Genomic DNA, 23807 nt, shown 5'->3' on the forward strand with positions numbered 1-23807 from the left:
TGTCACACCTACTTTTAGAAATCTTGCCTCAATGCTAATATATTACTTCTTTATAACTGCTAAATATCAAAATCCATAAGATTTTCAGCAATTTCACTAAATGATTCTTCTGAGTCATTGAAATAATCTTCCCAGTTCTCATTTGCCCAGAACTCAATTCGATTAGATACACCAATTACAACGCACTCTTTATCCAACACAGCATAATTTCGTAGTGGCTGAGGAATATTTATTCTTCCCTGTTTATCAACTTCGCATTCAACTGCTCCAGAGAAAAAGAACCTTGTAAAAGCTCGTGCATCTTTTTTAGTTAGGGGGAGTTTCTTTAGCTTTTCTTCAAGTAACTTCCATTCGTCCATCGGATAGGCAAACAGACATTTATCGAGTCCACGGGTAACAACAAAGTTGTCGCCAAGCCCTTCACGGAACTTAGCAGGAACAATTATTCGACCTTTTGTATCAATGTTGTGTTGAAATTCGCCCATGAACATAAAGCTATCCCCACTTTCATATTTCATATGTTACCACATTCCTCCACTATTCACCACTCTATTTTTAACTTTTTTACCCATATTATCAAATTAGGTCTTTTGTTCCACATAGTACCGCTGATCATTGCTAAACCTCCGGAGAAAAAAGACAAACAAAAAACGTTGATACATCAGTATGTCTCAACGTTTTAGAGTAATTAATCCTGTGTTAAACACAACTATCCCCCACCATTTTATAATAGGTGGGGGATAGTGGGTGAAATTTAATTATATATAAATTAAGTGATGTTCCTGTTCAAAGGAACAAGATTCCTTTGCTAGCTGTTTTATAAAATATGGGCCGTAATCATTAATTAACGGCAGCGGGTTCCATGTCCGTTCCTGAAGTCCCTGATTTGGTCGCAAAGCTATTTGAATTTGATCGAATTCAATTAATTCTTTTTTATATTTCTCCTCTACTGCTTTAATAATCCGATCTTCAAGATATTCAATATCACATTGCAAATAATACAGATTTTTATCAGCTAACTCACCAAGGTCTGAGCGTGTATCTTTAGCAATTTTTCGTAAAGGGCTATGAGCTTTGTCAACTGCTTGTTTAATTTCGGAAGCGACCTGTTTTACTGGTGGATCACTCTGTGATGCCAGCCAGTTTCCCTTTATCTCTTCTACTCCATGATTAACAGCATCTTGTTCATCTATTGCATATTTACTTATTACTTTTTCCACATTACGATCGATGAATGTAAACGATAATCGTGGTATTACTGGCGGCATTTTAATACCCACAGCCTTAAATGCTGGTTTTAATATTGACCAATAGCCTACTTCACCTGGACCTCCAATAAATGCCAATGTTGGAAACAATAACTCCTGCATGATTGGTCTTGTAACTACATTATTACTCAATGATTCCGGATTATTTCTAGCAACATTAATCATTTCCTGGTTAGTCAGCAATACTTCATTTTGCTTTCCTTCCCAATCCCCATTCTCATTTCGTACAAGTAAAATTCGCTCATTATTTTTATGATAAAAAAGGTGTGCATCAGTAGGTTCAACATCCAAAGACACAGAATAGCGTTTTTGTTTAATTTGCTGCAATGCCTCGTGCACACCTGTACTGATTTCAGTCTGATTTTTAATCAATGTTAGAAAATGATCTCGTTCAAGCCTGCGCATTTTTGGATTACCAGAGTCAACTAGCACAATACCTTCTTCATCAAATAATTGATAAATGACACGTGCAAAAAAGTCCACATATGTACATGAGTTCTCTAAACAGTCTTTGATCGTTTGATAGAGCTTTTTCGTATACTGAGTTTCATCCATTTGTTCAAATAATCGATTCACCCATTGGTTTGCATAGGTTTCATCAATTGGAATATCAGACACGGATTGCTTATCCAATACCCTCTGCAGCAATTTGTATTTTTTCATGGAGGCTGTTTCCGGTAAAAAAATATGATTGATTTCATCAAAATCATGGTCTTCACCTGCAATCCAAAAAACAGGAATAACCGGTTTTTGAAGCTTAGATTCTTGTTGTTTAGCAAACTGTATAACCGAAATAATCTTATTTATCGTATACATGGGCCCCGTCAATAATCCCGCTTGCTGTCCTCCAATAACCACAACACTATCATCATTTTTCAGACGTTTAATATTTAAGTATGTAGATTCAGGAGCATTCCATTGCTGGTTAATTTCGAAAAGTGTTTCGGTAAGCTGCTTACGATCAAAATTTCTGTTTCGCAACGCTTGCAATCTACTTTGATAGGCAGCATCCGAATAAGGGTTGTAGTCAAAATGTTTCGTGATACTTTCTCTATTATTGCGATAATCATCTATTAGTGCATTTTGGTTCTGTAGTTTTATTGGATCGATCCGCATAGATCACATGCTCCTTTTAACGTAATGAAATATATCCAATATGTATTGTACATAAAACTGTCGCTAATTTCATTTAATCTGTTTTAACCCATCCATTTAATTAGGATATTTTCTAAAAGTTTGTTGTTTTTTAATGAAAAAGTGTTGCTTGGAAAATGAATGCTCATCAGTGAAAATATCCAGGACTGACAACTATTACTATAAGATCCTTAATAAGAAAAAATACGCAAATAAATACCAACAAAAACCAAACAAATATAGAATATTGAAAACAATAGAAAACAAATTCGCCAAAATAACTTAAACGCTTTACTGAATAAAACCTCGGTATAAATTTTCCAATGAACAATTATGATAATCGTATAGATACTAATTAATATAACCAAAACGATACCAAAAAATGATATACCAAAGACTTCACTTACTAAAGTATTAACGGCAATTATGTATAGTATAGCTGTCCAGTTGACAGCATTATGAAATGCTTTCCATTTATGGTTGTATATTTTCAAGGAGATTAAATAAACAATCCATGTAGCTATCACAGGAACTGTTATGATAAATCCTATAAAATAAATGATAAAATTCAACATGCCTATTCCTTAATCTCCTTCTGCTTTTCCATAGCCTTTATACTAGTATATATAAATGTCGTATACGGAATAGGGTGATTGCTTTGGTTTATTAAGTAACCACATATTGCTTCAATCTCCGTTTTTCTGTTTTCTTGTAAATCTTTTAGCATCGATGAAATATTATTTCCTGTTTTATCTGCAACTTCCTGAACCCGTTCCAATTGTTGATTAAAGTCTAACCCCAATACTAGTGATGCTTCACGACATAACTCACAAGCTATATTATGAATATATACGTTCTTAAAAATATCACCGTTTTTCAAATTGAATAACGATGTTAAAGGATTTATTACAGCATTAATAATCAATTTTCCCTGCAGTAAACTCTCCCAGTCTGATGAGCCTCTAAACGGAAACTGGTGTTGGTGTAAATTGTTTACAATGGGATCAAGATCATCTCGGTCACCCGAAAATACCGCAAGCTTAATAACACCTTTTCCAGTATGTGAAACGATATGGTCGTTCTTTCGCAGAGCTCCGTGTTCGACCACTCCGACTAGAACCGTCTGAGTCAATTTTTGCAGCAAATTAATATGTCCCATGCCATTTTGCAAAAAGATAACGGTGGATTCTATATTTGTCTGGTTAATAAATGGAATAACTTGTGAAACATGATGCTGTTTCACACAGACGAATAAATAATCTTCTCTATGCATCTCACTGATTAGAAGTGACTTTACTATTATTGATTTATTTGATTCTGGCGAAAAAATCCCATTTTCATTCAACGTTTTCTTTTGCTGCTCTCGCCTAACATAAATAGTCACATTATGCTTAACTGCTAAATGACTTCCAAGCAACAGTCCAGTTGATCCCCCGCCTATTATTCCAATATTCATATTCGTATTCGCCCTTCTATAATTTTCCTTTAAGTGTGTGTTCAAAAAGGAGGATGAAAATGACCGAGTCGGCTAAGGTCGCAATGTTCTCAAAAATATAGGACAATTTTATTCATGCGATGTATTTCAGAGTAGCTTCCCTTCCGAAAACATGAACACTAGTAAAAAACTTTACCGAACCTGCATCGTGATTATCTTTTCCATCCAACTTAAAAGTTAGAAACTCGGCTTATTGCCAATGCTTAATGGCGAAATCCTTGGTTTCGCTTTTGCAGTATTATCATTTCCTAACTGCTAAGCTAACGAAGAAATTCAATGCGTCATTTTTATCGGGCTTTTTGGACAACATCTTTAATTAATTGTAGCAGAATATATACCATTATGTACTTGAAGTATAATTTCCTCTTAATTTACAGTATAATAAAACTAAGATTATAAGTATCTGTCATTTCAATCTGAATTTTTTTATATTATAATAAAATTAAATGGAAAACCAAATACTTCTGATTTTAAGGGGGAAGATGTCATGAACCAAATTAAAGTTGAGAAGCTTTTAATTAATTATAAGACACTAGAAAAATTTAAGCGATTCAAGGAGTATGGCAACCAGGAACTATCTATGCTGGAAGATTTACAAAATAATATTGTCGAAAATGACAGCGAGTCACCATTTTATGGGATTTATCTTGGCAATAACTTAATCGCAAGAATGAGCCTATACAAGGTCACCTCTAAATATGATGCATATTTTGAACCGCCGCAGGATTACTTGGAGCTTTGGAAACTCGAGGTATTACCAGACTATAGAGGACAGGAATACGGTAAAGCCTTAGTCGATTTTGCTAAAAGCTATCAGTTACCTATAAAAACAAACCCACGAATTAATTCGCATGGTTTCTGGGAAAAGATGGGCTTTCAAAAAGCAAGATATGACATGGAACGTGACCTTGGCGAGAATCCGCTGATTTGGATGCCTGAGGGCGTAAAAGAAAAAGAAAACTAAAATAAGAACAAAAACGCAAGCGCCTGTTCAGCGCCGTATGGACTGTGCTCAGCGCTGCGGGTAGGTCGACGTTGCCGCGCAAAGCGGCGGTTTTAGTCGATCTTCCTTTTCCCCGAGATTAGATGAACTTGACTTATCGCCAATGATGGCGAAAGTCAAGATGAATCTTATGCTTGGAAAGCGAAAAGGATACACGAAGTTTCCTAGACAAAAATAAAGACATGAATGATAATTATTAATCATTCATGTCTTTTTGCGCTCCAGAAAATTATATATTGGCATATTATAATGAATAACTTCTCTTCAGAATTAGCCATGGCTAGTTTATACACTGTGTTTACTTGCACTCTTGTTGTTACATTTTATTTTCCTTCACCCAATTCCACAAGTTCCCCATTTCTCTCCACGCTTCTTCATAACGCTTTAATTGTTCTTTAAGTATCTCATTTTCTTTCTTTAAATTATTTACTGCCTCTTTCTCTTCTTGTTGAGACAATTGACTTTCACTAGTAAAATTAGTCCTCATTTTCTCCAACAGTAAAATCGCAGTATTAATTGGATCATCCTCTTGCATGGGTCTTGTTTCTGTATAATTCCATGATTTCTGTCGTCCGCCTTGTTTACGTTCTTCCTTAGCAAAATCAATAGCGTCCTGGTATTGCTTCCGAATTGAAGCATTCCAGCGAAAGCCGCATGCCGCTGATGTTCGTGATAGTTGTTTCGCAACTTCTTTAAACGCTTCAAGCTGGGTTTTACCTTCTCTAATATAGCGAAGAACAGTTTCTGCTAATATTATATCTTCATCTTGCGTCCATGCATCCTGACGTGTTGCATTCATAACATCCCTCCTTACACATTTGCTATCAATGTATGCAAAAAGTAGGAGTGATAGAATAAGTTTTACTATTTTTGTGAATAGTTTGTATTATTATCGTGATATGAATTGTTGAACAGCTTCCTTATGTTCCTGTGATTCCCATAACTTAGCGCAATTTCTAACCTCGTCATCCATTAATGCAGAAAAGCCTAATATAGATAGCTTCTTCCTATATTGCATTTTTAATATATTCATTTGATTTAACGACTTCGATAAATAAGGATTTAATAGTTTTTGATGATTATTCCATAATTCTTCTGAAGCAATTTTATGTAGCCAACCTTGTTTTTGTAAATAAGATGCATTATATACTTCTCCTTCCATCAGCCACTGATATGCAAAGCTTGGATGAACTTTCTCATATAAAAGTGCTCCGCCACCCCAGCCAGGGGTTATTCCTAATTTAGTTTGTACAAATCCAAATTTAGTGTTTTCCTTTGCAATTCTGAAGTCACAAGCAGTTGCGATTTCACATCCTCCACCTAACGCATCTCCATTTAGCAAACATATAGTAGGAACTGGGAAAGAGACAATTTCATAAAGAACTTCTTTCATTGGATACAACATTGAAAAAGCTTCATCAGTACTTAGTTCTCCGTGAAGATTATGTAAATCACCACCCGCACAAAACATCTTACTTCCTGCACCTGTGATTACTAAGAATTTAATCGAAGTTTGCTTCGCAGATTCCAGTACATTCTTAAGTTCACTAGCCATTTCATTTGATATAGCATTCAGTTTTTCAGGACGATTTAACTGTATTACACCGTAACCATCTTCATGTTTATTATATTGAATTGTTTCCATTATGAAATCCCTTCTTTTATCACTTATTCCTGCTCATCATAGCATAATTTGTAGTTTTACATATAAAAACAGATCACTAAGCAGTGATCTGTTAATTATAGGCTATTAGTACGATTTAATTGTTAACTACTTCTTTTCCATCATAATGTCCACATGATTTACATACATGATGTGACTTGGTTAATTCACCACAATTTGAACATTCTACCATGCCAGTTACGTGTAGCTTTTTATGAGTACGACGTTGATTTTTAACCTTTTTAGACGTTTTTCTTTTTGGTACTGCCATGACTTACACCTCCTTCAAATACGAAAGCAAAAATCAGAATTAATATTCTTATTCCTCTTTCTCGTTATCTTCAAGTAATGACTCCAGTTTTTTCAAACGTGGATCAATCTTCTTTTCGGTTTTTTCCTCTGAAATAAATTCCCAATCATTTCCTTTAACAGGAGTATGTCTTTTGGCTTCTTCATCATCCGAGAACACACGATAAGGAACCTCTAGTAAGATATTTTCCTTGATATAGGGGGTTAAGTCAAGTACTTCCCCATCAATAGGATGAATTTCATCCTCTGATTCTTCACCATCATAATAGGTTGATTCAGAAAAAATCTCAGTTGCCTTTATTTCAAAAGGATATGGAACATCGACTAATGTACGGGCACATGGTAAAATCATCTTTCCACTTATTGTAAATGAAAAAACAATTTCGTTCCCCTGATCGAATGCTGTACCATATACATGAGCAGAATCAATTTCACGTATATCATTATTCAATGCTTCCAACTCGGAAACATTAACCCAATCATCAAATGAAAAGGGTTCATTATAGGCATTATTCTTAATTTGACCTAATGTAAATTTCATTATTATCACCTCAAGGCAACAAGAGTTATTTTAAAATGAAAATGAACTTTTGTCAACATGTTTTCTTTACAGAATAAAATTTGTTTAGAAGTCTTAGCTTATTACTGAGTTTTGATGGCTATAGTCTTAATTGCACTAATGCAGATTAGAAAGTAGCAGTACTTTCTTAACCTCCTTCAAAAAAAAATATATATATAGTGTTCCCTTTCCTATTTCTGATAATCATATTTATGAACAATGCGTCTGGATAAGTTTTTTGATACAATTAATACCAACTCACATATAGGGGATGAACGTATGGAAGCTTGTGGTTTAATTGTCGAATATAACCCGTTTCATAATGGGCATGTATATCATATACAGGAAGCAAAAAGAGTCTCTAAAGCCGATTGCATAATTGCTGTTATGAGTGGATCATTTTTACAACGTGGAGAACCCGCAATTATTGATAAATTCCACCGGACAAATGCGGCATTATCAGCTGGAATTGACATAGTATTGGAGTTACCCTATCCTTACGCTGTTCAAAGCAGTGATTTGTTTTCCAAAGGTTCTGTACATACATTAAATGAGATTGGTGTGTCCAGTATCTGTTTCGGCAGTGAATCTGGTGACATATCCCGTTTTACTAAGAGCTACAAAGTCTACAATGAGAATAAGTTCACATTCAAAGAAACACTTAAAAGCTGTTTAAATCAAGGTCTATCTTTTCCAGAGGCAAGCAGAAAAGCATATGAGAAGATAGGCTTAACCACTTCGGAGATGGATTTATCGCAGCCAAACAATATACTTGGTTTTAGCTACGTTAAAACGATACTTGATAATAATCTACCTATTGACCCCTTAACAATAACACGAACGAAAAGTGGCTATCATGACAAAGAAATTACAGGGGCAATTGCAAGTGCTACAAGTATTCGAAACAAATTATTTACTGACCAGGTTATCTCAGCAGATATTAAAGACACCATGCCAGCAGAGACCGTAAGCCAGCTCCAACTATATAAGCATGATGCAACTACCTGGCATAATTGGGAACATTATTTTCATCTTGTTCATTACCGTGTTTTAACAATGTCACACCATGAACTTTCTGAAATTCATGGTGTTGATGAAGGACTGGAATATCGTATTAAATCTACTGCTAATGATGTCACTTCGTTTGACGATTGGATTGAGAAGATTAAAACTAAACGATATACTTGGACACGATTGCAACGAATATTTGCCCATATATTAACAAATACACCAAAAACAGATATGGAAGTTGCAAAAAATTCTTCATCTGTTCCATATGTCCGCATTTTAGGAATGACAGAAACAGGACAAACCTATTTAAATAGACAAAAAAAGAATATGGACGTACCACTGGTTGCAAATCTAAGCCGAACTACTGACCCAATGCTTTCTATGGAGGAAAAAGCCTCAAAGGCCTATTATAGTATACTTCCAGCTAAAAAGAAACGAGTCTTTCACAAGCAGGAACTGCAGCCACCAATATTAAAGTAAGGATAAAAAAGTCAAAGAAAAAAACCTGTTTTATGCTCCATTAGCATAAGACAGGTTTTTATTATTCCGATTCTATGTTTTGTAAATAGTTCAATGCATCCTCGAATGTATCTACTGGAACAATTTTCATATCGGTGTCAATTTCTTCTGCAGTCTTCTTCGCTACTTCATAGTTTGATCCTTCAGCTCCATTATCATTAGGAGCGAAGAAGATATCACAGTCTTCCTGATCAGCTGCAATTACTTTTTTGTCAATTCCACCAATCCGTAATACGTTCCCATTGTAGTCCACTTCACCGGTTCCAGCAATTTGATTCCCTTTTGTTAAATCATTTTCGGTCAATTGATCATAAATCTCCAAAGAGAACATTAATCCTGCACTTGGCCCGCCGATACTACCACTCGAAAAGTTAACTTTTGGATCAACTTTCACGCTTCGATCGGTAACAAGTCTTATCCCAATGCCAACTTTATTATCCGCCTCTTTAAATCTCTCAAGTTGAACTTCTTTTGTCAATTGCTTTTCACCACGTTCAACTTCTAAATTAATCGTATCTCCTGCTTGTTTATTTTCCACGTAATTTATTAAATCCTTGGATTCCTTAATCTCATTCCCATCAATTTCAGTGATACGGTCGCCCGATTCTAACTTCCCATCCGCTGGCATACCGTTAACAACTGCAACTACATATACTCCTTCATAATTAATTGTAATATCCTCATCAGCCGCTTTATAAGCTACTACCGTTGATGCCTCCTGTGAACTTTCCATCATCTGAAGCTGTGCATGAAAATACTCATTTTCTGAAACACCTTCTGGCCTAACTTCGCTAAGGGGGTAGATCTCATGATTGGGCAGTACTTTTGCCCACAAATATTGAACTGGGGTCGCTTGCCCGCCTCGGACCGTAACAAGATGCATGTCACCTTTACTATCGTATCCACCTTCAACATTGACAATTGGGTTAAGTGCATCAGCACCTCCAGGCTTATATACATAATATGGGAGTTGATATGTTGAAAGGAAAAATGCTATTGCGATTACAACTATTAAATAAATTATGTGCTTTTTTGTAAAGTTCACCGTAAAACCCCTTCCATCTTTCCAATTACATCATTTTAATTAAGGTGATAAAAAGTGTATGGCATAAAAACATGATGTATGTGCGTATATTGATATAGGCTCGTACAAATTAATTCTTTAACATGCTAATAAATTTAATATATCAAGCTAGAATCATTCTACTACTATCGAAAATAGAAGTACAGAGCTAGCTCATACTCTAGGGGGCTTTATGTTGACACAAAAAGTCAAAACAATACTACTATCAGGGATTACTGTTTTTATTGCATTTTGCCTAATTAAATATCCAGACCAATCATTTGAAGCTAGTATAAGAGGCTTAAAAATGTGGTGGGAAATTGTGTTTCCTTCATTACTTCCCTTTTTTATAACCGCTGAATTATTAATTGGCTTCGGCGTTGTAAGATTCATTGGAATATTATTTGAACCTATAATGCGACCGTTATTTAATGTTCCTGGTGTCGGAAGCTTTGCATGGGCAATGGGAATGGCTAGTGGCTATCCCACTGGCGCTAAAATATCGACACGACTTCGAGAGGAACGTCAGCTTACACAAATCGAGGCTGAACGACTCGTTTCATTCACAAACGCTTCAAGTCCTCTCTTTATATTCGGAGCAGTGTCAGTTGGTTTTTTCTACGATGTTAAACTGGGTATATTACTTGCTTCGGCCCATTACATTGGTAACGCACTAGTCGGTATATGCATGCGGTTTTACGGCAGAGAAAAAGAAAAGAATGTGGTGAAATCAAAAAAACAAAAAATTTCTATCATTTATGCATTTAAGGAAATGCATCGTGCCAGGATGAATGACCCACGTCCATTTGGACAAATAGTCGGGGATGCAGTTTTAACTTCGATTCAAACATTAGTAATGGTTGGTGGCTTTATCATCTTTTTTTCCGTTTTAACAAAGCTGATGTTTATCATAGGATTTTCACCAGCAATCTCAACCATTTTTGAATATATTTTACAATTATTTACGCTGCCAGCAGATTTATCCTTACCACTATTTTCAGGATTATTCGAAATAACACAAGGAGCAAGAGCAATATCGCAAACAGAGACCGGCAGTTTATTGGCTAAAATTATTGTAGTAAGTTTTATATTAGGCTTTAATGGATTTTCAATCCAAGCACAAGTTGCAAGCATTATAGCACCCACGGATATCCGTTTTTCGCCATATTTTTTCGCCCGTATTTTGCATGGAGTGTTTGCAAGCATTCTAACAGTTATTTTATATAAGCCATTATATTTGAATCGAACCTCTTTCGACTTTAAGGGGGTTCCTGTTTCAAATGGGATTCCACAAGATTCATGGCTGGCAATACTATATAACCTAAAAGAGCTTGGGCCAATAATAACCATTACATTTTTACTGATTGCATTCATTATTTTAAGCAATCGGTTAAGAAAAACATAAAAAAGATGTTGATCATCTCACTTATCAACATCTTTTTAAACTAGCTATACTTTTTCTTTAATGCTTTTTCTACTGCTTCAGGAACGAGATCCGAAACATTGGCTTTGTATTTAGCCACTTCTTTTACAATACTTGAACTTAAAAACGAATATTGATTATTTGTCATCATAAATAATGTTTCAACTCTTTCATTAAGCTTTCTGTTCATAGATGTGATTTGCATTTCATATTCAAAATCACTAACAGCCCTCAGTCCGCGTAATACTACTTGTGCCTTTTGCTGCATGGCATAATCAATTAATAATTCATTTGATTCATCAACCGTAACATTAGGTAAATGCTTTGTGGATTCCTCTAACAGAGCTACTCTTTCCTCGACTGTAAACAAAGGAGCTTTGGACTGGTTATTAAAGACGACAACTATAACGTTATCAAAAACACTTGCACCTCGTTCTATAATATCCAAATGCCCATATGTTACTGGATCAAAGCTGCCTGGACATATTGCTAATCTGCTCAATGAAAAGCTCTCCCTTCTATTCCTGTTTATAAATTGTAACGCCTATTGTACCACCGTAATTATCTTGTTTTACGACGGAAAAACGATCACTGTCACTTGGTAATTTGTCTACTATATCATGTTCACAATATATCATGCCATTTTTATTCAATAGTTGAAGTTTATCAATTTCATCCAACAATTTCCCATAGTTTACTTTCCTATATGGCGGATCTAGTAAAATCAAGTCAAATTGCAGGTCTCTTTTTGAAGCAGCATTCATGGCACGAAGTGCTTCTATTCTATACACTTCAACCTTATCATCTAATTTTAATGTCCTAACATTTTCATAAATAGTATGTATTGCTTTAGGATTTTTATCAACAAATATCCCTTTTTCCATACCTCTGCTCAAAGCTTCAATTCCTAATGATCCACTCCCAGCATACAGATCAAGAACCATACCATGTTCAAACAATGGCCCTAAGATTTGAAATATGGCCTCTTTTACTTTATCTGTAGTAGGTCTGGTAGTATTACCTGGCACCGCTTTCAATTGCCTACCTTTATGTACACCTGCTACTACTCGCATGTAACCACCTCAATAAATCATATTAATCCTAACAAAACAAAAGAGCAAGTTTATAATCTAATTAACTATAAAAAATAAAAGAGAGTGTATATAATTTATTACCATGTACATAATAGCATAGTGAGACAGCTAAGATTGCTTGGCTGTTTCAAAACACGGAGAAGACTTACACTTCCCCATAAGTTCTTCCTCCGGTTTCTCCTCTCCCTTTGCCTTTTTGTTTTCTAACAAGAAAACAAAGGGACCTGCAGAAAATATCTGCAGGTTTTCTTTTTGTAGTTAAGAAAGTACAAAATACTTTTTACTTCATAAGTACAACCAAAGCTTATCTATAATAAGGCTTTTACTTCAAAGAATAAGGGGGCTACGAAAGCAAAATACGCTTTCATAAGACTCCCTTTAACGAAATGCCGATTTTTCTAAAATTTTTTGACAAAACTAAACCTTTGCGGTCAAGTTATGTATCACCGCAAAGGTTAAATCCCCATTTTATAGTCATACTGTTTAGCCTTATCAGGTTTAGCGTTCTCATAATCTGTTTGTACAAATGGTTTATAAGAACGATCGATTTTCGACACGAAAGAAAGCTTTAGTAGCTTAGTCTCTATAGTTTCCAATTCAGATTGGTCTACATAAATCACTGCGTACTTTAACTTCCTTGAAGAATATATTAAGTGCCCATATCGCTTTATTTGTTTTATGTTTTTCATATGCTGAAACCAAACAATTAATCCTTGACGTTTCGTTATCATCGGATATCCTCGCTAACATTATGTTTGCAAATAAGTGTATCAGAATATAATAAATACATCAATATTTACTAGGATGCTTTACAGCCACAACCACTGCTTCCACTTCCGCAACCGCAGCCGCCATCACTTAATGCAGCTCCATCTTTCGGTGCTTTAATATCATCGCTCACACTTAAAGCAATATACTCACTTACCTCATCGAGTAACTTTTGCAAGTTACGTTCAGCAATCTTAAATGCTGCAACTTTGTCATTCATATCCATTTCACGTTTTGTAGAGCGTACTTCTTTCATAATTTGATTATAGTCAGGATGATACCTTCCAAAACGTTGAACGTCTTCATAATGACCTTTTGTATCTTTAAACGCCTTTATAAGCCGTTGAGCTTCATCATCATTTCTTACATTTTTAAGGGAATCTTCGTAGGCTTCCATAACATCTGACTTTTGAATCATATCACTGACTATATCAGAATGGTCAAGTATATCTACATATTCCATTGTACCAATCATTTTTTTCACCTCCACCTCAATCTTATCATGTAATTCCCTTAATGAAAACGTAATTTATTTAATCCTTCATTGCCCCTGCAAATTGAATTAGCATATTGACCATTTTCATCTGATCCCCAAATTTCTCAACTTGTTGAGGTATTGTTTTTCCATAAAATTTTTTTGATTCTTTTTCAAGTTCCTTGACCCTAGAAGGATCTCTTGAAAGGTATCGATACCAAGCAGGATTATAACGCACAAAATTAGCTAGCTTTGGATTTTGTTGCAAGTATTGATATGTTGATGTCTGCATCGTACCACCTCTAGTCCCTCCCCCAATTAAATGGATTATTTGGTTTCCTGAACTGCTGTGGAGGGGTTTTTGTTGTCTGAAATTGCCCTAATACATCTTGAATTGTTGTAATGGTATTACTTAATTGGTGTACTTGCTTTTGCACCTTATCTATATCAACATTTTCCGATAGTTTCATTAACTGGCCAAACAATTCTCCTTTACCTTCTTTTGACTTGCCTTCAGCCTCTTCCTTCTTGTAACTGTCCCAAACCGGATCATCTTCACCAAGTAATGCCCACTTCTCATAATACTCCTGCCAGCCTCTCCCGCTTTTACGGACTTCTTCAATAAGCTTTGGATGCTTATTCATAAATACTTTAAACTCCCTAACACTAGGGTGAAGCTTATCATCACTCACAGTTTTTCACCTCATCATAGTTATCTGTTACTAATTATTTTATGTAATTTAATCAAACACTGTGCGTAATAAAAAGCACAATACTACACTGTTTAAAGTCCGAAACAAGAATAAACGCACTAGTTCGTCCTGTACGGCGGAGCTGGACTTGGCTAATTCGGAAGTCCATTTATCCACAGCATTTAGACTTTATAGTACGCTTAATAACAAAAATACCATCCTATGCGTTTTTTCAAACCCTATTGTTTTTTCAAGAAGTTTTGAGTGTAATAAAATCGAAAGACTCCTACTCCTAAATGTGTATAATCCTCTTTCAGTAATGCCTCCCGGTGTCCTTCACTATTTAACCAGCCATGCATAGCTGATGGTACATCCGGATATTGTGCAGCAATATTCTCTCCGGCTGCTTGATAAAACACCTCTTGTGCTGCTAACCGTTCTTTTAAACCATCCCCATTCAAGGCATAATGAGAGAAGTAATTATTCTCAGCCATATCCTTACTATGAAGATAGGCAACCTCGCTAACGGTTTCATCCCATTTTAAAGAGGTTTCTCCATATTGATTTCGGAGAACATTTGTTATATTAAAAACCTGCTGTTCCATTCCCGTTTCTATCTCTTCCCATTTTTTATCTGAGTAATTAGGTTTTTCAGGCAAATCACCCCGATACTCCATTTCATAAGGACGGTGCTGTAACAATATGTCCGCAGATAACACACGAATAGATGACAATTTATTTGTAAACGTATCAAAATATAATTGCATAAATATATCATCTGTTAGCTTGACTAGTGGTCTTCCTTGTATTTCCTCATCCTTTAAGCGAAATGTATATGAATTAAGTTTCTTACTGTAAGACACCTCATTTGTAATAGACAGTTCTTTCTTCACCGATTCATAGTCTTGCCCGATTTCAATAGGTTCAAGCGACAAGTCATTTCCAACAGCATAGATTGATCTAATTTCATCACCGACTACTCCAAACTGAATATGTTGTTTTTGCTGATCCGTGTATACCCACCATTCATAGCCATATCCGCTTTGATCTCTTCTTACCGGCTCTCCGAATGCTTTAATTAATTCATCCGTTGATTTATCTACCCATTGAAAAAGATCTCCCTTTAAAGGAATAGTTAATCTCTCCTCAGGTATTTGCTTGGTCTCTAGCATATTCTTCTTTGTTTCAAAAATGCTGCTAAAGTCATCTATCGCCTGTTTGGGTGATAGATTATTTTTTTCAAAAAGATAATAGCCACCAATCAAGAGTAATACTAATAGTGCAACTACTTGAAAAAACCGCATAGACGCTTCCCCTTCTATTCAACCTTTTACTGTTAACTATATGTAAGAGATTCCAAGTACATTCTCTTTTCTCTATTTTTTTCAAAAAAATTGACCTTTCTTTAAAGTGTTTTTTATCCTCTACTTTGGAGTGTTAGCCTCAGTTCACTTATGTAGTAAGATTAGTTATGCTTTATTAACTATCTATTAAAAAACAACCGTATATGGATTATACGGTTGTTCTCATTATACTACATTAATGAAGTTCTGGTCGTTCAGAAATTTCCTCAAGAGCATGACCTGCAGCATCATTTGATTTATCCTCAAGTGAAAGATCCCCTAACGAAACAATGCCTACGAGTTTACCATTATCAACAATAGGTAAACGTCGAATTTGATTTTCAGCCATTAATCTACTTGCTTCCTCTACTGAAGTATCTGGCGAAGTGAAATGCAGCTTATCACTCATAACCTCTTGTACCTTTGTTGTGTCTGGCTTCTTATCAGCATACCCTCTTAAAACCAAATCACGGTCGGTAATTACCCCCAGAAGTTCCCGATCAGCTGAACAAACTGGAATAACACCAACATTCCTGTCTTTCATCTTCATAGCTGCATCATGTAACGTATCATCTTTCAGACAAACAACTATGTCCGTACTCATAATTTCTTTAGTAGCTTTCATTACACTTCCTCCTTAGCGAATTTTATAGTATCACTTATTATTCATTCCCAAATTTACAAATATCTTTCATATATCCGTTTAATTTTCTTTTCGATTGCAACTTGGGCTATTTAGTATTATTATTGTTATGTGAGGAAAAAGATGTGAGGTGGATAAAATGAGATTAGAAAATACTGGAATTGAAGATTCTATTGTTGATGTGAAACCATTAGATCACCTGATGGCAAAACACGCTTTTATTCGTGGAGGCCAGTGGGATTACGAACGTGTAACCTATGACTATAAAATTGGTTCCAAAGAAAAAAACATTACATATTATATTCGAATTTTAGGTTATGCAGTTGAGGGTGATGTCGACCGTGGTAATGCTGTTATTAAACTTTCAACACCATTACTTGGTAAACACTATTACCCACATGGTGTAGAATATGGCGAACAGGAAAATTTCCCTGAAAACTTAGTAGAACGTGCAACTAACCTTGTATCAAAAGTCAAAGAAGAAATTGAGATATATAAAAAATAAACAGATGAAAAATACAGGTATTTAATAATCATAAAACCAACTGCTCAGTAAATAACAGGCGCAGTTGGTTTTTTAATAACCTAAACCATTATGTTTAACTGTTCAAACCGTATAATTAGTGCTATATTTTTTATATACATATTTATCCTATATAAAGAAAGGAGACATCAATTCACATTGTTTCGATCTATATCAAAACGCCAATGGACATTAATCATCTTAACCATATTCCTAATACTGGTCTTTTACTTTATACTACCAGTCTCAATACCTTTAATCGTTGCATTAGTAACAGCATTAATCCTCAATCCTTTAGTAAGATTTTTACAACGAAAAGGAAGAATAAGCCGAAAAACATCAGTAATTATCGTGTTCCTGTTATTTTTGGTATTCATAGGGATTTCGGGGTCATTTGTCGTTACAAAAGCAGTTACCCAAGTTGTTAATTTTGTCGAAGATATTCCTACACACTTTAATGAGCTAAATAATGTTTACGCAGATTGGGAATCAGATTTTGAAAATTATACACAGAGTCTGCCACCAGAATTCACTGATCAGATTTCCGATAGTATACAGTCACATCTAACTAACTTAAGTAATGCAGCTAAAGAAAAAATCACCATAGAGAATATTGCACAAATCTTTGCCCAAGTTCCACAGTATTTAATCAGTTTTCTTGTTTACATAATTGCACTGTTTTTATTTATGCTCGAATTACCGTTGATTAAAGCAAAATTATATAATTTAATGACAAAAGAAACTGCTGAAAAGGTTTCCTTCATGAACAATAGACTTTCAAGCGTTGTACTCGGATTCCTCAAAGCGCAATTACTTGTCAGTGTTATTATTTTCCTTGTTACTTTATTGGGCCTATTTGTAATAGCACCTGAAGTAGCTATTATAATGGCACTTATTGTTTGGATAGTTGATTTCATTCCAATTATAGGGTCGATTATAATTGTTGGTCCATGGTCATTATTTATGTTCATCTCTGGTGATACAGTTCTGGGCATTAAGTTAGCGATATTGGCCATTATATTGTTGGCAGTACGAAGAACAGTCGAACCGAAAGTAATGGGAAAGCATATTGGTCTATCACCACTTGCCACACTTATTGCAATGTTTTTGGGAATAAAACTATTGGGTATTCTAGGTTTTATATTAGGACCATTATTCCTGATTGCCTTTAATTCAGCAAAAGAAGCCAAAATAATAAAATGGAATATAAAAATATAAAGTGTGCGAGCTAATACTGCTCGCACACTTTACTTATCCACCTAATATTGCTTTTAACATACTTGTTGTTTGACCACCATCATAAATAATGTACAAGAGTAAATAAACCATTACCCCTGTAATTGCACTAAAAAACCAAATCACACTTGTTACAGGTCCGATTTTTCGATGAATTTTTATTTTTCGCTTTAATGCTAATGTTATTGTCACGACACCAAAAATAGCCCCTGTTGTTGCCAGGAAAATATGGAAAATCAAAAAGATTGTATAGTATATTTTGATATCCTCTGGTCCCCCAAAGCTTGTATTTCCAATAAAGATAGTTCGTGATACATAAATTATAAAAAATAACAAGGCACTGATCGCTGCAGAAATCATCGTTTTTTTATGTGCACTTGCATTCCCTTTAATAATAAATCTCCATCCAAATGCAACTAAAACAGCACTTGTCATGATGAAGAAAGTGCTTATCGTTGGTAAAAACGGCATATTTACACTAATCCTTTCTATCCTTATGAAAGTAGCACAATTACAAAAGCTTCACATAGTCCACATGAATTCACTAACTATATTCGTTTTCGGGTAATGGATCGATTTGTAAGCTTTCTCGATTAAACCAGCCAAAAAAGATTCTAGCTAAGATTACACCATACGTGATTTCCTGTGATATCTTCATAATAATACCACCTAGTTGTTGGTCCTCTAATGTAGTCAACGGAGAGAACATTTCAGGACCCGATATGGCATATGTCAAACCTTGTAATACATCATTAGGTACACATAAAGCTAATGCCTGCATCCAAGCCCCATCCTGTGAATATGCGGCATAAATCGGTACATCGGCAAAAATAATCAATACACATGCTGGCGTGATTAAAACACCATTGGCGAAAATGTAAAATATTTTCCCAAGAGAAGGCATACGATTAAATTCTTTAACTGGTGTCAAAACAGGCCACCATACAATAAATGCTGCAATCAAAATAGTAACCGATATCGATGAATGTGCAATTTGTGATGACTTAGCAAAGTTGAATATGTCAGGTAAATGATACAATGAAAATAATGTGTTAAATAACAAAATCGAAATAAGTGGTTTTGATAGGAACGATAGTCCAGGCTTTATAACAGGGCTAAGAACCGCTTTCTCCCATAACCACTTCGGAATTCCCTTGATAATTAGAATAGGAAACACCAAATAATAAATTGCCATCTGCATCATGTGCGTCGTTAGCATTATGTGAGTAAGTAAATCTACTGGTGAACCTTTTACTACATATAACAAAAACAAAGCAATATAAAACATACTCTGTTGTTTTTTGGATGGTTTATCTCCGCCGCCAAACTTCTGACGGTATGGTCCAGTTATCAAAAAATAGACCAAAGCAAGACCTAATACAAACAAAAGAAAATATGGACTCCACAACGCACGAAAACCAAAAATCTGTAATTCCAACCACATAATATCTCACTCCATAAACGGATTATGTATCTTATTATAACGCATTTAAATAAGAATCACACATCTGTAATGTGACAATTTTTGAACAAAGAAAAGGATTTATAATTATTAAAGAGGCAAAAAGAAGATCGGGACTTTGTGTCCCGATCCGATCTCTTTTGTATCTTACCACCAAGTGATTACTACTAATCCCGCTATTATAAGTAGTGCTGCCATTATACCAGCATACATCATTAAGGATGGCATATCATGCCCCTTTTCTTTCATGTGCATGAAATAATAAAATTGAAAAGCTACTTGAATAACAGCTAGGATTAGTAACACTGGTATGACAAACATCTTTTGCATCATACCAGTAGCCACAATTACAAAAGCAATAATAGTGAACAAAATCATCAATGCAAATGTAATTAACTGTTTTTGCATCTCTAATTTATTTTTATGCTTTTGATATGGATTAACTTCGTTGGAATTGGTGTTCTCTGCCATTAATTAACCCACCTTTCCCATTAAATATACAACTGTAAATATAAACACCCATACAACATCGATAAAGTGCCAATATAAACTAAATACATAAAACTTTGGTGCGTTGTATAAGTTTAAGCCTCGTTTTGCGTTACGTATCATCAACGCCAAAAGCCACAGTAAACCAAATGTAACGTGTCCTCCGTGGAACCCTACTAATGTATAAAAGGCTGAACCAAATGCTGATGAGCGGAATGTGAATTCATACTCATGTATATAATGATTAAACTCATACAATTCACAACCTAAAAATGCAAACCCAAGTACAGCCGTAACGCCTAGCCAAAGCTGCATTTTCTTAAAGTTGTTGTTTTTCATATGATACATCGCATAAACACTTGTTAATGAACTTGTTAATAACAAAATGGTCATTATGAAAACAAGCTCTAAACCAAACAAATCATTTGTTGTTGGTCCACCAGCTGTTGAGTTTCTTAATGCAAGGTATGTTCCAAACAAACACGCAAATAAAACTGTTTCACCACCAAGAAAAAACCAAAAACCAAGAAATTTATTTTTACCCTCAAGGGTAGCCTTTTCTGGTTCATGTGGCATTGTTTCGGGATTTAAGGAATGATCGTGACTCATATTAGTCAGCCTCCCTTTCAAGTTCTTCTTTTGTAATATGGTAACCATGATCATCTTTTAATGATCTGATTAACATACAACCAAGTAATATACCCATACCTACAAATAATGGAATATAAGCCCAGGTATAGTTGACTTGATAAATGAAACCAAATCCGGCTATAAATAATCCAAATGACATAATGAATGGCAAGATCGATCCATTTGGCATATGGATATCCCCCAATGGTTCTGCAGGTGTCATTTTGCCTTTACCTTCTGTTTTTTCAACCCAAAGTGGGTCCAGTCCACGGACTAATGGGGTTTGTTTAAAGTTATAGTGAGCAGGCGGTGAAGATGTCGCCCATTCAAGTGTACGACCATCCCATGGATCATCAGGTACTTTTTCTCCCTTAACTGCTGTGTAAACAACATTATAGAAGAATATAATAACACCAATTGCCATTAAGAATGCACCAATTGTACTAATTAAGTTACCTGTATCCAAGCCTTGATCTTTTAAGAATACCCAGTAACGACGAGGCATTCCCATCAAACCTAAGAAATGTTGGATAAAGAAAGTTAAATGAAATCCAGTAAAGAATATCCAGAAAGCTATTTTACCAAGTTTTTCATTTAGGATTCGCCCAAACATTTTAGGCCACCAATAGTGCAGACCAGCTAAAATTCCAAAAACGGTACCACCAACAATTACATAATGGAAGTGGGCAACAACGAAATAAGTATCGTGGTACTGATAGTCAGCAACAACTGAAGCTACCATTACCCCTGTCATACCTCCAAGAGTAAATGTAGGGATAAATCCTAATGCCCATAACATTGCTGAGTTAATAGTTATACTACCGCCCCACAATGTCGCGAGCCAATTAAATATTTTAATCCCAGTTGGTACAGCTATAGCCATTGTCGCAATCGCAAAGATCGAGTTAGCTACAGGTCCAAGACCTACTGTAAACATATGGTGAGCCCAAACCATGAAACCTAAAAATGCGATTAAGATAGTTGCAAACACCATTGCTGTATAACCAAACAAGCGTTTTTTAGCGAATGTAGAGAAAATATCACTAAATAACCCGAATGCTGGTAATATCAGGATATATACTTCAGGATGACCAAATATCCAGAATAAATGCTCCCAGATAATAGTATTCCCTCCCAGTGCAACATTAAAGAATGCTGAACCAAATAATCGATCAAACATTAGTAGGAATAAACCTATTGTTAATGCTGGAAAAGCGAATAAAATTAATACACTTGTTATAAACGTTGTCCATGAAAACAATGGCATACGCATGTATGTCATTCCAGGTGCACGCATGTTAATAATGGTAACTAGAAAGTTAATACCACCAATTAGCGTACCAGCGCCTGATATTTGTAAACCGAGCACATAGAAATCAACACCATGTCCTGGTGATGTGGTCGACAAAGGTGCATATGACGTCCACCCTGCATCAGGTGCTCCACCTAAAAGCCAACTACAGTTTAAAATAAGCCCGCCGAATAAAAACAACCAAAAGCCCAATGAATTTAAAAACGGAAATGCGACGTCTCTTGCCCCTATTTGTAAAGGCATGACGGCATTCATCAAGCCTAATAATAACGGCATTGCCGCTAAGAATATCATCGTAGTCCCATGCATCGTAAGAATTTCATTATACAAACCTGCGCTGACAAAGTCATTTTCAGGTCTGACCAATTGAATACGTATAATCATGGCTTCCAATCCACCGAGTATGAAGAAAAATCCACCACCGAACAGATATAAATGAGCAATCTTTTTATGATCTACAGTGGTTAAATAATCCCATAGCACAGCGCCGAAGCCTCTTTTTTGAGTAGCTGCTATACTCACGAGTTAAACCTCCCTTTAACATCTTCCATCCCTTGATTTATATGTGTATATTTATTAATTTCCTGCACTTTCAGGTGTAACCTCAGACGGTTTTAATTGCATTAAATATTCAGCAATTTTACCAGCCTCTTTTTCTGAAACCTCAGGGTAATTACCAGTCATTTTATTTCCTGGCTTAATGGATTCAGGATCCACAATCCATTTAACCAAGTTTTCCTTCGTCGGATCTAAAATTCCGGCGATTTTAGAACGATCACCAAAGTTAGTAAGGTTAGGTCCTATTTGCGTTGGAGATGAACCAATCGCATGACAACTCATACAATTATTTTGCTGGAACAGCGACTTACCTTCCTGTGCAACAGCATCCTGTGGTTGAGTATCAGGATTTACATTTTTCATATCCTTTACCCACTGATCAAATTCTTCCTGGCTGACTACAATAACCTTGAAGTCCATAAGTGAGTGAGACGGGCCACAAAGTTCTGTACATTTACCCCAGTAAACGCCCTCTTCATATGCTTCGATATACATCTTATTCTCATTCTCTGGCAACACATCCATTTTCCCTGAAATAGATGGTACCCAGAATGAATGGTGTACATCTGAAGATTTCATGGATAAATAAATCTTTTCGCCAACTGGTACATATAAATCCTGACTGGTTTGAATTTCTTGCCCTTCATAATTAAAATGCCACCAATATTGGTTACCAGTAACTTGAATGTTCAATCCATCTTTTGAACCGGAATTATCCGCTAAATCAAAAGTTGCCGTTACAGTAGGCACTGCAATAATGATCAACAGGATAATTGGGATAACTGTCCAGATTGTTTCAAGTGTTTTGTTACCTTCAACTTGCTTCGGAATAAAGTCCTCTTGACCTTTTTTCTTACGATAGCGCAGCAGAACTGCTACATATATAAGCATTACAACCGCAAAGACAAACAGCATTACAACTGTCGAAATAATAATTAAATCCATAGAGGACTCTGCGCCATACCCTTTGGGTACAAGAGCAGTTAAGTTGTCTTTACCACATGCTGACAACACTAGTGCTAACGAGCCTAACAGAAAAAATGCTCTGAATCTTCCCATCCAACCTTTCATGTATTCATACCTCTCTTTCTCTTTGTAACTTCCTTATATATTAATTTTGTATAAGTAAGGACTA

General features: G+C 35.4%; 28 protein-coding genes. 5 read left to right on the plus strand and 23 right to left on the minus strand.

Going from position 1 to position 23807, the window contains the following annotated elements:
* Window positions 1-59: 59 nt before the first annotated feature.
* From mraZ to BLS02_RS10970, 4 genes are all read right to left on the minus strand, one after another.
* The gene (mraZ, locus tag BLS02_RS10955) at window positions 60-491 is read right to left on the minus strand and encodes a division/cell wall cluster transcriptional repressor MraZ (RefSeq protein ID WP_092493246.1); all 432 of its coding nucleotides are present in this window, start codon (window positions 489-491) and stop codon (window positions 60-62) included.
* A 267-nt stretch (window positions 492-758) separates the two neighbouring features.
* A complete protein-coding gene (gene bshC, locus BLS02_RS10960; RefSeq protein WP_092493043.1) occupies window positions 759-2384 on the minus strand; it encodes a bacillithiol biosynthesis cysteine-adding enzyme BshC in 1626 nt (541 codons plus the stop codon).
* Between the two features lie 209 nt (window positions 2385-2593).
* Window positions 2594-2977, minus strand: a complete 384-nt coding sequence (locus BLS02_RS19420) for a DUF3397 domain-containing protein (RefSeq protein ID WP_092493044.1) — start codon at window positions 2975-2977, stop codon at window positions 2594-2596.
* A gap of 2 nt (window positions 2978-2979) precedes the next feature.
* Entirely contained in the window at window positions 2980-3858 is an 879-nt protein-coding gene (locus BLS02_RS10970; protein WP_092493045.1) for a 2-dehydropantoate 2-reductase, read from the minus strand.
* A gap of 526 nt (window positions 3859-4384) precedes the next feature.
* On the opposite strand from BLS02_RS10970, the gene BLS02_RS10975 reads away from it, so the two are divergent.
* A complete protein-coding gene (locus BLS02_RS10975) occupies window positions 4385-4861 on the plus strand; it encodes an N-acetyltransferase (protein ID WP_092493046.1) in 477 nt (158 codons plus the stop codon).
* Between the two features lie 355 nt (window positions 4862-5216).
* Here BLS02_RS10975 and BLS02_RS10980 read toward each other — a convergent pair whose 3' ends face one another.
* The 4 genes from BLS02_RS10980 to BLS02_RS10995 form a co-directional block, all read right to left on the minus strand.
* Window positions 5217-5699, minus strand: coding sequence for an RsfA family transcriptional regulator (locus BLS02_RS10980; protein WP_092493047.1), 483 nt, complete (start codon window positions 5697-5699; stop codon window positions 5217-5219).
* 90 nt (window positions 5700-5789) lie between these two features.
* A complete protein-coding gene (locus tag BLS02_RS10985) occupies window positions 5790-6545 on the minus strand; it encodes an enoyl-CoA hydratase/isomerase family protein (protein WP_092493048.1) in 756 nt (251 codons plus the stop codon).
* A gap of 115 nt (window positions 6546-6660) precedes the next feature.
* Entirely contained in the window at window positions 6661-6834 is a 174-nt protein-coding gene (rpmF, locus tag BLS02_RS10990; RefSeq protein ID WP_092493049.1) for a 50S ribosomal protein L32, read from the minus strand.
* 48 nt (window positions 6835-6882) lie between these two features.
* Window positions 6883-7413: a YceD family protein gene (locus tag BLS02_RS10995; protein WP_092493050.1), complete on the minus strand. Its 531-nt coding sequence runs from the start codon at window positions 7411-7413 to the stop codon at window positions 6883-6885.
* 297 nt (window positions 7414-7710) lie between these two features.
* Between BLS02_RS10995 and BLS02_RS11000 the strand changes: the two genes are divergently transcribed.
* The gene (locus BLS02_RS11000; RefSeq protein ID WP_092493051.1) at window positions 7711-8922 is read left to right on the plus strand and encodes a nucleotidyltransferase; all 1212 of its coding nucleotides are present in this window, start codon (window positions 7711-7713) and stop codon (window positions 8920-8922) included.
* 61 nt (window positions 8923-8983) lie between these two features.
* Here BLS02_RS11000 and BLS02_RS11005 read toward each other — a convergent pair whose 3' ends face one another.
* On the minus strand, window positions 8984-10006 hold the full coding sequence (locus tag BLS02_RS11005; RefSeq protein ID WP_092493052.1) for a SepM family pheromone-processing serine protease: 1023 nt from the start codon (window positions 10004-10006) through the stop codon (window positions 8984-8986).
* A gap of 214 nt (window positions 10007-10220) precedes the next feature.
* Here BLS02_RS11005 and ylbJ point away from each other — a divergent pair, with 214 nt between their 5' ends.
* Window positions 10221-11429, plus strand: coding sequence for a sporulation integral membrane protein YlbJ (gene ylbJ / locus BLS02_RS11010; protein ID WP_175559487.1), 1209 nt, complete (start codon window positions 10221-10223; stop codon window positions 11427-11429).
* 40 nt (window positions 11430-11469) lie between these two features.
* Here the strand turns inward: ylbJ and coaD are convergent, their stop codons facing one another.
* The 8 genes from coaD to BLS02_RS11050 form a co-directional block, all read right to left on the minus strand.
* Window positions 11470-11949: a pantetheine-phosphate adenylyltransferase gene (coaD, locus tag BLS02_RS11015; RefSeq protein ID WP_092493054.1), complete on the minus strand. Its 480-nt coding sequence runs from the start codon at window positions 11947-11949 to the stop codon at window positions 11470-11472.
* 16 nt (window positions 11950-11965) lie between these two features.
* Window positions 11966-12520 (minus strand): 16S rRNA (guanine(966)-N(2))-methyltransferase RsmD, encoded by a 555-nt coding sequence (gene rsmD / locus BLS02_RS11020; RefSeq protein ID WP_092493055.1) that lies wholly within the window; start codon window positions 12518-12520, stop codon window positions 11966-11968.
* Window positions 12521-12996: 476 nt separating this feature from the next.
* Entirely contained in the window at window positions 12997-13272 is a 276-nt protein-coding gene (locus BLS02_RS11025) for a YlbG family protein (RefSeq protein ID WP_092493056.1), read from the minus strand.
* 68 nt (window positions 13273-13340) lie between these two features.
* On the minus strand, window positions 13341-13784 hold the full coding sequence (locus tag BLS02_RS11030; protein WP_092493057.1) for a YlbF/YmcA family competence regulator: 444 nt from the start codon (window positions 13782-13784) through the stop codon (window positions 13341-13343).
* A gap of 58 nt (window positions 13785-13842) precedes the next feature.
* Window positions 13843-14076, minus strand: a complete 234-nt coding sequence (locus tag BLS02_RS11035) for a YlbE-like family protein (protein ID WP_092493058.1) — start codon at window positions 14074-14076, stop codon at window positions 13843-13845.
* Between the two features lie 10 nt (window positions 14077-14086).
* Window positions 14087-14476, minus strand: a complete 390-nt coding sequence (locus tag BLS02_RS11040) for a YlbD family protein (protein ID WP_254788755.1) — start codon at window positions 14474-14476, stop codon at window positions 14087-14089.
* Between the two features lie 239 nt (window positions 14477-14715).
* Window positions 14716-15780: a CAP domain-containing protein gene (locus BLS02_RS11045; protein WP_092493059.1), complete on the minus strand. Its 1065-nt coding sequence runs from the start codon at window positions 15778-15780 to the stop codon at window positions 14716-14718.
* 235 nt (window positions 15781-16015) lie between these two features.
* Window positions 16016-16444, minus strand: a complete 429-nt coding sequence (locus BLS02_RS11050; protein WP_092493060.1) for a CBS domain-containing protein — start codon at window positions 16442-16444, stop codon at window positions 16016-16018.
* 157 nt (window positions 16445-16601) lie between these two features.
* Here BLS02_RS11050 and BLS02_RS11055 point away from each other — a divergent pair, with 157 nt between their 5' ends.
* The gene (locus BLS02_RS11055) at window positions 16602-16967 is read left to right on the plus strand and encodes a YugN family protein (RefSeq protein WP_092493061.1); all 366 of its coding nucleotides are present in this window, start codon (window positions 16602-16604) and stop codon (window positions 16965-16967) included.
* A 177-nt stretch (window positions 16968-17144) separates the two neighbouring features.
* Entirely contained in the window at window positions 17145-18203 is a 1059-nt protein-coding gene (gene ytvI / locus BLS02_RS11060) for a sporulation integral membrane protein YtvI (protein WP_092493062.1), read from the plus strand.
* Between the two features lie 33 nt (window positions 18204-18236).
* Here ytvI and BLS02_RS11065 read toward each other — a convergent pair whose 3' ends face one another.
* The 6 genes from BLS02_RS11065 to coxB all read right to left on the minus strand — a co-directional run bounded on the left by BLS02_RS11065 (window position 18237) and on the right by coxB (window position 23743).
* Window positions 18237-18692, minus strand: a complete 456-nt coding sequence (locus BLS02_RS11065) for a DUF420 domain-containing protein (RefSeq protein ID WP_092493063.1) — start codon at window positions 18690-18692, stop codon at window positions 18237-18239.
* Between the two features lie 73 nt (window positions 18693-18765).
* Window positions 18766-19665, minus strand: a complete 900-nt coding sequence (gene ctaG / locus BLS02_RS11070) for a cytochrome c oxidase assembly factor CtaG (protein ID WP_092493064.1) — start codon at window positions 19663-19665, stop codon at window positions 18766-18768.
* Between the two features lie 165 nt (window positions 19666-19830).
* A complete protein-coding gene (gene ctaF / locus BLS02_RS11075) occupies window positions 19831-20154 on the minus strand; it encodes a cytochrome c oxidase subunit IVB (protein ID WP_092493065.1) in 324 nt (107 codons plus the stop codon).
* 3 nt (window positions 20155-20157) lie between these two features.
* Entirely contained in the window at window positions 20158-20781 is a 624-nt protein-coding gene (locus BLS02_RS11080) for a cytochrome (ubi)quinol oxidase subunit III (RefSeq protein ID WP_092493066.1), read from the minus strand.
* 1 nt (window position 20782) lies between these two features.
* The gene (gene ctaD, locus BLS02_RS11085) at window positions 20783-22636 is read right to left on the minus strand and encodes a cytochrome c oxidase subunit I (RefSeq protein ID WP_092493067.1); all 1854 of its coding nucleotides are present in this window, start codon (window positions 22634-22636) and stop codon (window positions 20783-20785) included.
* 54 nt (window positions 22637-22690) lie between these two features.
* Window positions 22691-23743, minus strand: a complete 1053-nt coding sequence (gene coxB, locus BLS02_RS11090) for a cytochrome c oxidase subunit II (protein ID WP_092493068.1) — start codon at window positions 23741-23743, stop codon at window positions 22691-22693.
* Window positions 23744-23807: the final 64 nt, after the last annotated feature.

It is taken from the genome of Virgibacillus salinus (assembly GCF_900102415.1).
Lineage (GTDB): Bacteria > Bacillota > Bacilli > Bacillales > Amphibacillaceae > Lentibacillus > Lentibacillus subterraneus.